Source organism: Sporosarcina sp. P33, from assembly GCF_002077155.1.
GTDB lineage: Bacteria > Bacillota > Bacilli > Bacillales_A > Planococcaceae > Sporosarcina.
This window is the reverse complement of the sequence record NZ_CP015027.1, coordinates 2,092,300-2,103,840: the sequence shown is the minus strand read 5'-3', so window position 1 is coordinate 2,103,840 and position 11,541 is coordinate 2,092,300. Positions and strand designations below refer to the sequence as shown.

The window sequence follows — 11,541 nt, the reverse complement described above, 5'->3', positions numbered from 1 at the left end:
CCAACGCACACAGCAAAACTTCTCCAAACAAAAAACTGTCCGGAACACCCCGCTTTGGGATATTCCGGACAGTTCGTTATATTTATTGCCAGCCGAATGTACCGGTTTCGGTGTAGGGCTGGTTGTCCATTGATTGATGATTTTTCTGTACAGGATTATTTCTGAATGTGGCCTGTACCATGAGAATGATAGCCGCGACGACGATAATCAGCATGATCACGAGACCAATTGCAACTGTCTTACCCTTCATTCAACTTCACCCCTATTGCTATTATTTCGTTTTGACTGCAAAGCCTTCTTCTTTCAGATAGCTTGCCGCTTCCGAATAATCTCCAAAGCCTTCTTCCAGATTTGCTTCGTGGTAGATGTTAAAGAAACCGTCTTCCTCGAGAAGTGTCAGCTTCTGGCCATTGGAATTTTGCCATGTTTCAGCAATCGGGTCCGCTTCCTGCACTTCTGTCGCCAACCCTTCAATCGCTGCACAGATCACAGCACGCAATTCATCCGCTGTGAATTCCCGCACATTGACCAGACCGCGGTCATCCGCTTCGTACCCTTCCACATCCGCTACGTAGACAAATGCGTTGCCATTCGGGTGCAAATGCTGTACAACGACGGTTTTATCATATAATGACTCTTCATAATGATAGTTCAGCCGTTTCATTGATACTTCTTTTTTCACTAGCTCTGGAAATTCTTCTATAATCTGTTGTTTCTCCTCAAATGTTAACATGGTTTTCCTTCTTTCTGCTTAAATTAATCTGTTATCTCGTTTTCCATTCCATAAACAGTACAAGCAGTATGACAACTGCAAATGCTACTATATAAAACCAGGAAGGTACACTGCTCACACCGCCGAACATACCATCCACTCCTTCCAGACTTTCCATTCTTTTTTAAGTATACCCTTTTTCGCGCATCTCTGGACGTTAATTTTCAACAATTAATAGTTCCCGCTGTATTGCCGGAGGGTAAACAGAGTATAATATGATAGAGGAGTGGGTGTCACATGATAAAACGCCTTTTTCAATTACTTTTTCTCGCAGTGATTGTCTACGCATTCAAGCCATACTGGGAAGATCCGGTATCGAACTACGTGGATTTATCGTTTCTCGATCCGCTTGATGCGAAGGTGGAAACAGTTCTCAACGAGGAAGCAGTTGAATCTGCGCTTGATTATACAAAACAATCAATTACCAATATAATTTCATATGTTTCTGAGAAAGCCGCCGGAAGCAGTCCGCCGGATGAAGTCGCCCAGCCGGAACTGGAAGCGCCCGCAACTGGCATTATTTCCATCCATAATATCGAAATCGGCACGTCAGAAGCAGAGGTGAAGGAGAAACTGGGCGATCCAGTGCGTACGTCTGTCAATGAATACGGCACGGAATGGCTGACCTTCCATGAAAACTACCAGAACTTCATCATGCTTTCATACGATGTCAAACGCCGTGTCAATGCAATTTACACTAATGACCGGCTGATCGCCTCATCGATCGGCATCGAATATGGTGTGCCAAAAGCGAAGATCCGAGAAAGCCTCGGCGAACCGATTTCAGAAATACGCAAAGAAACGAATATTTATAAGCTCCAGGACGATGAAGGAATGGACGTTTTTCATTCAGACGGTATTTATATGTACGTCTTTTATGATTTGCATAAGGATACTGCCGTTACTGCGGTGCAGCTGATTTCGGATCGTTTGGAACAAGGTAAAACTGCGCTTTACGCACCAAAGAATGATGCAATGCGCAAAGGCTTTGAAATGCAGCTTTTCGATTTGACGAATGCCGCACGGGTGCGTCACGGACGCTCGATTCTTACGTGGGATCAGCTGGCTTCTGAAACCGCTCGTCTTCACAGTACGGATATGGCCGTACAGGATTATTTCAGCCACGAAAACTTAAAAGGGGAATCCCCTTTTGACCGAATGAAGAAGCAAGGGGTCAAGTTCGTCAGCGCTGGTGAAAACTTGGCTTATGGCCAATCAAGCAGTATTTTCGCTCATGAAGGGCTGATGAATTCGAAAGGTCACCGGGAAAACATTCTGATACGCGATTATCAGTTCCTTGGAATCGGCGTGGATTTCAATGACAAAGAACAGCCATTTTACACGGAAAACTTCTTCGCAAAATAAGGGGATTTCCTTTCATTACAGCAAGTAATCCGGTAAAATAGAGTGAAGGGCTTTTGTACAGTAAAGACCTTCATTACAGCTTTAAAGGAGACTATCAATTGAAAAAAATTGCTGCATTTTTCCTGGCCGCGTCATTAATTTTGTCGCCGATCGGGAACATCATTTTTCAGGATGAAATCACTGCGGAAGCGCGCGGCTACAAATCCGGTAAGAAAAGCTTCAGTACACCGAACCGTGTACAGCCAAATAAAGCAGAAAAGAAACAGGATACAAATCAAAACAACGATAAAGCCACTGCAGGCAATACTGCCAAAAAGCCAGGCGGAATGGGCGGCGGCTTGATGAAGGGCCTATTCGTCGGCGGACTTGCGGGTCTGTTATTCGGCAGCCTGTTTGCAAATATGGGTATCCTTGGTTCCATTATGGGCTTATTGATTAACGTACTTGCGATTGTTTTCATCATCTATATGGTACGGAAGATTTTTGCGATCTTCAAAGAGAAAGAGCGTAAACGCAATGAGGATATGAATCAATGGAACAACAGATAATTTACGAACAAGACGTAGCCAATGCAGTGTGTGTATTGATCGCTAAAGAATCACGGGCAATGCCTGACGACGTAGAAGTCGAACTTGCTTACGATGACGACACCGGGTTTTCAGCAGAGGCCGAGCTTAACGGCAAGATGCATCATTTAACTACCTCCCGTCTCGTCGAAGCGCTTCGCCTTTGGATCGAGCAGTACCTCGATCAGGATCCGATGGCAGCAGGCATCCAGTTAAAGCTGGATGATGAAGAAGGGATTATCGCAATTGTACGATAATCAGCAGAACACTCTTTTCCGGAGGGTGTTCTTTTTATTGTCATAAAGAAAATGCCGGATGTTAGGATTTATGCTTCATTCAAACGGACGGAAGCAGATCTAACGCTACAGCCGTGCGCAAAAAAGGATGCCCTGAGAACTTCGGGGACATCCTTTTTTATTCATTATTATTTCATATTCTCAGATGTAATCTCTGCACATGCGAACGGTGATCCTGAATCGCCTGCCGGATCCGTTTTATAATCATCTGCACCTTCATGGATGATCAATGCCGACCCGTCTTCATCCAGCAATGAATTTTCTTTTCCTGATTCCAATGTTACTTCTTCCGCAGTGATACTAACTTTTGCGTTTCCGTCTTCATCAGCCACGATATTTTCCAAGTCTCCTGCATGATGCCCTTCAGGATTGTCCATTCCGTGCTGTTTGCCGGTCGGGTTAAAGTGACCGCCTGCAGACGCTTTGAAGTCTGGTGCTGTACAGACGCCCGTTTCATGGAAATGCATGCCGTGTTCCCCTGGCTCAAGACCAGTTACATCAAGATCCATCGCCACTCCAGTTGGCCCTTCAGTCAATGTCACAGTTCCAATTTCTTCGCCGTCCACATTCATGACAGGCGCCGTAATTTCTGGTTCAGCCGCATTTTCTTGCTCCACCGGCGTTTCTTCATTTTCATTGACCGGAACTTTCTCATCCTCCGACGCACTTCCGCAAGCCGCCGTCAGCAGCGCAGCCCCTAATACCATACTCGATAATTTCCACATAGTTGAACTCCTCCCCTTATAAGCTACTTTTAGTATTGTTCATTACCCATTAGGATGAACTCATAGTATCTACTGTACCCACATTTAACGTTTTCTAACATGTGATTGTGTAATGTTTATGAATGGCGGCGAAGTCTCATTGAGCGCTTAGGCGAGGAGATAGAACGGATGCGCGGGGCCTCATTGAGCGTTGGGACGAGGAGGTAGAGCGGATACCAAGTCTCATTGAGCGCTGGGACGGGGGTTATGAGCGGATGCGAAGCCTCATTGAGCGCTTAGACGAGGAGGTAGAGCGGATGCGGGGTCTCATTGAGCGCTGGGACGGGGGGGATGAGCGGACACGAGGCCTCATTGAGCGTTGGGACGGAGGGTATGAGCGGATGCGAAGCCTCATTGAGCGCTGGGACGGGGGTTATGAGCGGGTACCAAGTCTCATTGAGCGCTAGAACAAGAGGTTAGAGCGTTCGCGAAGCCTCATTGAGCGCTGGGACGGAGGGTATGAGCGGACGCGAAGCCTCATTGAGCGCTGGGACGGAGAGTATGAGCGGACGCGAAGCCTCATTGAGCGCTGGAACGGGGGTTACGAGCGGACGCGAAGCCTCATTGAGCGTTGGGACGGGGGGTAGAGCGGACACGAAGCCCCATTGAGCGCTTAGACGAGGAGATAGAGCGGATACCAAGTCTCATTGAGCGTTGGAACGGGGGTTATGAGCGGATGCGAAGCCTCATTGAGCGCTGGGACGGGGGTTATGAGCGGACACGAGGCCTCATTGAGCGCTTAGACGGGGGTTACGAGCGGACACGAGGCCTCATTGAGCGCTGGGACGGAGGGTATGAGCGGACGCCAAGCCACATTGAGCGCTTAGACGAGGAGATAGAGCGGACGCCAAGCCACATTGAGCGCTTAGACGAGGAGGTAGAGCGGATAACAAGTCTCATTGAGCGCTAGAACAAGGGGTTAGAGCGCTCGCGAAGCCCTATTGAGCGCTCCACTGCGTCCAACACATCCCAGCATAAAAAAAACACTCCGAAGCATAAGCCCCGGAGCGTTCATATTTTCAATTCAGTCTTCAATCAGCGGATACACGCCGTTTTCGTCGTGTGTTTCTGTTCCGACTACCGGCGGGTTGAAGACACAGATCAGGCGCATGTCTTCTCTTCCTCCACGCAAGTAATGCTCATCGTGTTCGTTCAGCGCATACATCGTACCGTCTTTAATCGGATAGACTTTGCCGTCTGCCACAGTTTCAATCTCTCCGTCTCCTGCGACGCAATACACTGCTTCCAAGTGGTTTTGGTAATGAATATGTGTTTCTGTGCCTGCGTAGATAATCGTTTCGTGGAACGAGAATCCCATATTGTCTTTCTTCAGCAAGAAACGGCGGCTTGCCCATGTTTCTGCTTTCGTTTCATTTTCACTGCCTATGATTTCATCTATTGTACGTACGATCAATGGTTATTCTCTCCCTTAGTTGTGAACGACTTCTTCAATCGCTTCTTCCAGAATATCGAATCCTTTGTGAATCCCTTTTTCATCCATGATTAACGAACCGAGGAATTTGACGACTTCCCCTTCTGGTCCTGATGTTTCGATGATTAAACCTTTTTCAAAAGCTTTCGCGCAAATTTTATCCGCGTAATCTTCTTTGCCTTCACCACAGACAATTCCCTGCATGAAACCGCGTCCTCGGGTTGTTGCTTTCAGCTGCGGATAATCTTCGATGATTGTCTCCATGCGTTCGGTGATAAGCTTGGATTTTTCTTGTACCGATTTAGCGAATTCATCTGTTTCCCAGTACGATAACGCTTCTGTTGCTGTCAAAATCGCCATATTATTTCCGCGGAATGTTCCGTTATGCTCAGCCGGTCCGAATTTATCATATTCCGGTTTGATCAGCGTTAATGCTAACGGCAGTCCATAGCCGCCAATGGATTTCGAAAGACAGACAACGTCGGGCTTGATGCCAGCCGGTTCAAAACTGAAGAAGGTTCCAGTCCGGCCGCAGCCTGCCTGCACATCATCGACAATCAGTAAGATATCGTAATTTCTGCAGAGGCGCTCAATTTCACGCAGCCACTCAAAGCTTGCGGGATTGATGCCGCCCTCCCCTTGTACCGTTTCCACAATCATCGCAGCGGGCAGATCCAAACCACTGCTCGCGTCAGCCAGATACTTTTTCAAATAGTTCAGTGACTGGCCTTCGTCTAAAAACGTGTCGAACGGCATAGATGTGGTGTTAGTAAGCGGTACGCCGGCGCCTGCCCGGTTGTATGAATTGCCTGTGACAGACAATGCACCGAGCGTCATGCCATGGAAGCCGTTCGTAAAGCTGACTACATTCTGGCGTCCCGTTGCTTTGCGGGCGACCTTCAATGCACTTTCGACCGTATTCGTTCCAGTGGGCCCTGGAAACATTACTTTGTAGTTCATGTTTCTCGGCTGCAAGATCACTTCGTTAAATCGTTCAAGAAACTCTTTTCGCACTGTCGTACCCATATCCAGACTATGCGCAATGCCGTCGTCCTGAATATACTCAATTAGTTTTTCTTTCATCTTGTCGTTGTTATGGCCGTAGTTCAAAGCACCGGCACCGGCAAAGAAATCGATATACTCTTTGCCTTCCGTGTCCCACATCTTATAGCCTTTTGCTTTTTTGAATACTGTCGGGAAACTTCTGCTGTAACTTCTCACTTGCGACTCATGATTTTCGAATACTTCCATTACCTGCTGACTTTTGGTCAGTACCATTTGTAATTAATTCCTCCATTAAATTTCTGTATTTTCCTGTGTCAATTGCGGCAGCCGGCCAGTTGCTCAGAATGGACCGATACGGAACAGTTCTTCTGATTCGTGTCCGCCTCCAGGAAATTGATCTTCCGTGTAGCCTTCCGTAATTGTGCATTCTGTCTGCAAATCACGTGCCAGCCCTTTAAACAGCTTCGTAGACGGGATATTGGACGGTGTCACTGTCGCCTCCAAATACCGAATATTCCGACATGCATCACTCTGCAAAATAGCGTGCAGCATACGGGATGCCAACCGCTTGCCCCGTGCTGATTCATCGACCGCCACTTGCCAGATAAACAATGTGTCTTGGGCTTTCGGCTGAATAAATCCGGAAATGAAGCCGACGAGCTTGCCATCTTCCTCCACGATAATACTCGTTTCGCTGAATTGATCTGCCCACAGCAAATAGCTGTAAGAAGAATTCAGATCGAGAACCTGCGTATCCTTAATAAGCTGCCAGATGAACTTTCCATCTTCCACAGTCGGGATACGGAATGAGTAGGAGTCATCGCGGTTCAGTACTGCAATCGAAACCTTCTGATTTTTATCCAAACAGTTTCTCCTCCAAGTCCTGTCTTGTGCGTATGCACAAATTTTCACTATCTGTAAATTTCTGGGATGTAAAGTCGCTTCTCTGCCAGGGAACGCGGCAATACTAAATTGGTTCACTGAATAATTATTGTCTGTGAGGTTTTTAAAGACCGAGCATAAGCACTCGGCAGATTCCGAATGAGAAATCTGGCGGATATAGCAAGGATACTTACGTAGAAAAGCCAAATGGAGATTCGTGCAGGCTATTTGGGTGCTAACTTTCTGCCTTGCGGTATGAAGAGCAAAAAAGAGCGCCTATACAAAAGCGGGGAGCTTTTGTTCATGAAAACAGCATGATTACTATTGATTCGCTGATATGAAAGACACTTTCATTATCTTGAATTTACTGCCATACGCATTCATCCAGCCAACGTTCACACACTGGCGAAGAAGCAAACTATGTGTCTCCTCTGACACTGGTTGTTATTATAGATAACTCTGAAAACGTTGTCAACAGTAAATATATAATTTCATTTATTTAATGAAAAAGTAAAACCCCGCCAGATCAGTCAGCGTATAGCCTGAAGCGGAATTAAAAAAACCGGAAACGTTTTTCGTTTCCGGTTGTAATTTATGAAAATAATATCTTTTCTAATTCCATCGGTTCGATATACGTGTCGCCTTTATAAACACGCATATTTCCTCCCGAAATCTCATCAATCAACATAATATTTCTTTCAGGATCCCGGCCGAATTCCAGTTTGATGTCATACAGTTCCAAACCTTTTTCCGCCATCTCCGAACGCACTACCTCAGAAATTTGCTGAGTCAATTCTTTTAGCGTCGCATATTCCTCATGCGTCAAAATATGTAGCTGTGCCAAAGCGTCTTCAGATATCGGCGGATCTTGACGTTCATCGTCTTTAAGCGTCACTTCCACAAATGCATTCAATACTTGTCCTTCTTCACAGTACGCACCGTATCTGCGCAAGAAACTTCCGACCGCACGGTATCGGCAAATCACTTCTAATCCTTTACCAAAGACCGTAGCAGGCTTCACTGTCATCGTCACTTCATCAAGATCAGCACCGATGTAGTGTGTAGGCACGTTCAGCTCCGCCAATTTCTCAAAAAAGTACTGCGTCATGCGAAGACCGGATTTCCCGGCTCCTTCAATCGTCAGTCCCACTGTGTTGGCACCCGGATCGAATACACCGTCTTCCCCTGTTACATCATCCTTGAATTTCAATAGCACGTGGCCGTCTTCCAGCTGATAGACGTCTTTCGTTTTACCAGAATAGGTTAATTTCATCCGTACGATTCTCCTCTATTCATAAATGTTGTACTACCTATTCAGTATAAAGCACTTTGGCAAGAAGAAAAAGTCCTGATTGGCTAAACTTGATTGGCGTCAAGGCGGCATATATAAAAACGTCCTATACTTAAGTTAACAAATACAAACAAAAAGGATGAGAGTAATGAAAAAAGTTGTATTTTTAATGGAGCCATTCAGTTGTCCGTCATGTATCAAAAAAATTGAAGGTGCACTATCCCGTGCGAAAGGCGTACAGCAAGTAAAGGTTTTATTCCACTCGAGTAAAATCCGAGTAGAGTTTGACGAATCCATTATCGCCGCTGATGACTTGCAGGCACTGATTGAAAATCTCGGTTACCCTGTGCTCAGCAAAAAGATTTCATAATAAGGAGGTATTCCAATGAATGCCAAACAAACGGTTCGTATTACGTCCCTTTCCGCGATATTACTTGGAGCCGCCATTATTCTGCACTTCGCAGGCTGGCACGAGGCCCGTCAGATTACACTGATTGCTGCCACGTTTATCGCCGGAACTCCAATCGCGATCAAGGCATGGAAAGCTATTCGCATGAAAGCTTTCAGCATTGAGCTTCTCGTCACCATTGCGGTGATCGGGGCGCTCTTCATCGGTGAATATGTAGAATCCGCCGCGGTCACTTTCCTGTTTTTATTCGGCGCACTGCTGGAAATTCGCACGATGGAGAAAACCCGCTCCTCTCTCAAATCCCTTACTGATCTGGCGCCGCTTGAAGCAAGTGTTTGGCGCGGAGGTGAATGGGTAACGATTCCAGTGGAAGAAGTGGAGCCCGGTGACCGGGTCATTGTCCGCTCAGGCGAAAAAATTCCAGTTGACGGCCCGATTATTTCAGGTACCGCATCTATTAACGAAGCAGCAATTACAGGAGAGTCGGTCCCCGCTTCTAAAACGCTGGATGATCAAGTATTCAGCGGTACATTGATCGATCATGGCTATATTGAAGTGCTGGCAGAACGCATCGGCGACGATACAGCATTCGCCCGTATTATTGAGCTGGTCGAAGAAGCGCAGGAAGCCAAATCTAAAACCGAGAAGTTTCTGGAGCGTTTCGCCAATATCTACACACCTTCCATCGTCATTCTGTCGATCGTCGTCTATCTGTTCACACGAAATATCGAAATGACACTAACATTCCTGGTTATTGCCTGTCCCGGTGCTCTCGTTATTTCCGCACCCGTCTCTATTGTGGCGGGAATTGGAAATGGGGCACGGCACGGTGTACTCATTAAAGGCGGCGACGTGATGGAGCAATTAGCCAAAATTGACACGGTCGTCTTCGACAAAACAGGCACATTGACGAAAGGACGCCCTGGCGTCACAGATATCCATAGCTGGAATATGGATAAAGATGAGCTGCTGCGCCTGACAGCGGAAGCTGAATTCATGTCAGAGCATCATTTAGGTCAGGCCATTGTCCGGGAAGCAAAGAAACGATTCATTCAATTGCAGCACAAAGCTCAAAACACAGAAGTGATCAAAGGCAATGGAATTTCCGCCGAAGTAGAAGGTAAGCAGCTTGCCGCAGGTAATCGTAAATTGATGGAATCGCAAGGTACAGTCATTCATCCGGAAATAGAGGCTTATGCAGCCCAGCGCGAAAAAGCAGGTAATACTGCCGTATTCATCAGTGTTGGAAATGAAATTGCAGGCATTATTTCTATTGCGGATCAAATTCGGCCGGAAGCAGAAGCTGCACTGGCCAAGCTCCGGAAGAACGGCATCAAGCAAATGATCATGCTGACAGGCGATAATGTGCATACCGCCCGTCTCGTCGGCGAACAGCTGGGGCTTGATCAAGTGCATGCCGAACTGTTGCCCGAAGATAAAGTGGCAGCCGTTTCAAAATTGAAAGAACAAGGTTACCGGGTTGCCATGGCAGGTGACGGTATTAACGATGCACCAGCAATTGCTGCAGCAGATATCGGACTGGCGATGGGTGAAGGCGGAACAGATATTTCCATGGAGACAGCAGACATCGTCTTGATGGCCGACCGTCTCGACCAATTCTCTCACGCCTATGCATTATCAAAAGCGACTGTAAGAAATATGAAGCAAAACACATTCTTCGCAGTCGGCACAGTATTCTTGCTGCTCATTGGTGTGCTTTTCGGTAAAGTCTTCTTGGCGTCAGGCATGCTCATCCATGAAGCAAGTGTGCTTCTGGTGATCCTGAACGCAATTCGGTTAATACGGTATACTAGTGATAAACCATCTAACCGACATCAAAATGAGGTGAAAGCGAATGAATCAGCACCAGCACGATGACCCTATGCCCTACTATTCCTGCGTGTCCCGGGTGCCTCTGTTTAATCATCTGGAAGAGCAGCAGATGGACCGCATTGTAGAACTTGCACACAGCGTGTCTCACTCACGCGGTGCAACTATTTACCGGGAAGGCGACCATCCACAAGGATTATATATTTTGCATAAAGGCCGGATCAAAATTTACCGCCTGTCGGAAAACGGCAAAGAACAATTAGTGCGTATTTTAGAGCCCGGTGATTTCACAGGTGAACTGTCACTATTTGACGCCAAACCGCATGATGCTTATGCAGAAACGCTTGAGCCTGCGGAATTATGCATTATTGGACGTGATCAGATGCAGAAGCTTCTGCAAGAGCACCCTGCAATTTCATTGAAAATGCTGGAAGAGTTTTCTCATCGACTGGCAGGTACAGAACAGCGGGCCGCACGGATTGGAATGGAATCTGCCGAGACACGGCTCGCCCTGTACTTGGCAGATTTATCAGAAGAGCAGCAGCAACTGACGGTGGAACTGCCGATGAGCCGCAAAGACTTGGCTTCCCATATCGGCACGACGCCTGAAACGATCAGCCGAAAATTAAGCTTTTTTGAAGATTCGGGCTGGATCCGGCAGTCCGGCGCGAAAACTGTGCATATTCTCGATTTGGATAAGTTATTGCTAGTATAAAAGAAGCCCTTTTCATTAAGGATTGTAAATGATATGCTAGATGAGAAAAACAAAATATTTTGACCATTAGGGGAATCCTTTACAAGGACTGAGAAAAGAGTGTGGCTCTGAAACCCTTATTACCTGAACAGGTTAGAACCTGCGGAGGGAAGTGGCACGTCGCATCGTATCTATTTCTGTCGACACATCCACCACTTTCCGATTCGGGAAGTGG

General features: G+C 46.7%; 15 protein-coding genes and 1 riboswitch. Of the genes, 8 read left to right on the top strand and 7 right to left on the bottom strand.

Features of this window, described 5'->3' with window-relative positions; translation table 11 throughout:
• Positions 1 to 82: 82 nt before the first annotated feature.
• Both SporoP33_RS16010 and SporoP33_RS10530 read right to left on the bottom strand, forming a co-directional pair.
• Positions 83 to 250 carry a hypothetical protein gene (locus SporoP33_RS16010; RefSeq protein WP_155961335.1) on the bottom strand — a complete coding sequence of 56 codons (168 nt, stop codon included), beginning with the start codon at positions 248 to 250 and terminating at the stop codon, positions 83 to 85.
• A gap of 21 nt (positions 251 to 271) precedes the next feature.
• Entirely contained in the window at positions 272 to 733 is a 462-nt protein-coding gene (locus SporoP33_RS10530; RefSeq protein WP_081243660.1) for a hypothetical protein, read from the bottom strand.
• Positions 734 to 1,009: 276 nt separating this feature from the next.
• Here SporoP33_RS10530 and SporoP33_RS10525 point away from each other — a divergent pair, with 276 nt between their 5' ends.
• The 3 genes from SporoP33_RS10525 (at position 1,010) to SporoP33_RS10515 (ending at position 2,960) form a co-directional block, all read left to right on the top strand.
• Positions 1,010 to 2,137, top strand: coding sequence for a CAP domain-containing protein (locus tag SporoP33_RS10525; protein ID WP_081243659.1), 1,128 nt, complete (start codon positions 1,010 to 1,012; stop codon positions 2,135 to 2,137).
• Between the two features lie 98 nt (positions 2,138 to 2,235).
• The gene (locus SporoP33_RS10520; RefSeq protein ID WP_081243658.1) at positions 2,236 to 2,685 is read left to right on the top strand and encodes a hypothetical protein; all 450 of its coding nucleotides are present in this window, start codon (positions 2,236 to 2,238) and stop codon (positions 2,683 to 2,685) included.
• On the top strand, positions 2,670 to 2,960 hold the full coding sequence (locus SporoP33_RS10515; protein ID WP_081243657.1) for a DUF2653 family protein: 291 nt from the start codon (positions 2,670 to 2,672) through the stop codon (positions 2,958 to 2,960). Before SporoP33_RS10520 ends, SporoP33_RS10515 begins: the two co-directional genes overlap by 16 nt.
• A 167-nt stretch (positions 2,961 to 3,127) precedes the next feature.
• On the opposite strand, the gene SporoP33_RS10510 is transcribed toward SporoP33_RS10515, so the two are convergent.
• On the bottom strand, positions 3,128 to 3,724 hold the full coding sequence (locus tag SporoP33_RS10510) for a superoxide dismutase family protein (RefSeq protein ID WP_081243656.1): 597 nt from the start codon (positions 3,722 to 3,724) through the stop codon (positions 3,128 to 3,130).
• 296 nt (positions 3,725 to 4,020) lie between these two features.
• Between SporoP33_RS10510 and SporoP33_RS16005 the strand changes: the two genes are divergently transcribed.
• Both SporoP33_RS16005 and SporoP33_RS10505 read left to right on the top strand, forming a co-directional pair.
• A complete protein-coding gene (locus tag SporoP33_RS16005) occupies positions 4,021 to 4,170 on the top strand; it encodes a hypothetical protein (protein ID WP_155961334.1) in 150 nt (49 codons plus the stop codon).
• A 269-nt stretch (positions 4,171 to 4,439) separates the two neighbouring features.
• Positions 4,440 to 4,673: a hypothetical protein gene (locus SporoP33_RS10505; protein WP_081243655.1), complete on the top strand. Its 234-nt coding sequence runs from the start codon at positions 4,440 to 4,442 to the stop codon at positions 4,671 to 4,673.
• Between the two features lie 114 nt (positions 4,674 to 4,787).
• Here the strand turns inward: SporoP33_RS10505 and SporoP33_RS10500 are convergent, their stop codons facing one another.
• From SporoP33_RS10500 to SporoP33_RS10485, 4 genes are all read right to left on the bottom strand, one after another.
• On the bottom strand, positions 4,788 to 5,177 hold the full coding sequence (locus SporoP33_RS10500; protein ID WP_081243654.1) for an ectoine synthase: 390 nt from the start codon (positions 5,175 to 5,177) through the stop codon (positions 4,788 to 4,790).
• 15 nt (positions 5,178 to 5,192) lie between these two features.
• Positions 5,193 to 6,473 (bottom strand): diaminobutyrate--2-oxoglutarate transaminase, encoded by a 1,281-nt coding sequence (gene ectB / locus SporoP33_RS10495; protein WP_081243653.1) that lies wholly within the window; start codon positions 6,471 to 6,473, stop codon positions 5,193 to 5,195.
• Positions 6,474 to 6,539: 66 nt separating this feature from the next.
• On the bottom strand, positions 6,540 to 7,064 hold the full coding sequence (gene ectA, locus SporoP33_RS10490) for a diaminobutyrate acetyltransferase (RefSeq protein WP_081243652.1): 525 nt from the start codon (positions 7,062 to 7,064) through the stop codon (positions 6,540 to 6,542).
• Between the two features lie 610 nt (positions 7,065 to 7,674).
• Positions 7,675 to 8,355, bottom strand: coding sequence for a phosphoribosylaminoimidazolesuccinocarboxamide synthase (locus tag SporoP33_RS10485; protein WP_081243651.1), 681 nt, complete (start codon positions 8,353 to 8,355; stop codon positions 7,675 to 7,677).
• 166 nt (positions 8,356 to 8,521) lie between these two features.
• On the opposite strand from SporoP33_RS10485, the gene SporoP33_RS10480 reads away from it, so the two are divergent.
• From SporoP33_RS10480 to SporoP33_RS10470, 3 genes are read left to right on the top strand one after another with little or no spacing between them, the layout of a single operon-like run.
• Positions 8,522 to 8,743 carry a heavy-metal-associated domain-containing protein gene (locus SporoP33_RS10480; RefSeq protein WP_081243650.1) on the top strand — a complete coding sequence of 74 codons (222 nt, stop codon included), beginning with the start codon at positions 8,522 to 8,524 and terminating at the stop codon, positions 8,741 to 8,743.
• 15 nt (positions 8,744 to 8,758) lie between these two features.
• A complete protein-coding gene (locus SporoP33_RS10475) occupies positions 8,759 to 10,660 on the top strand; it encodes a heavy metal translocating P-type ATPase (RefSeq protein ID WP_081243649.1) in 1,902 nt (633 codons plus the stop codon).
• Complete coding sequence (locus SporoP33_RS10470; RefSeq protein ID WP_081243648.1) at positions 10,638 to 11,327, top strand: Crp/Fnr family transcriptional regulator; 690 nt, start codon at positions 10,638 to 10,640, stop codon at positions 11,325 to 11,327. The genes SporoP33_RS10475 and SporoP33_RS10470 overlap by 23 nt, the downstream gene beginning before the upstream one ends.
• Before the next feature lie 58 nt (positions 11,328 to 11,385).
• Positions 11,386 to 11,494, top strand: a riboswitch (TPP riboswitch).
• The last annotated feature ends 47 nt before the right edge of the window (positions 11,495 to 11,541 follow it).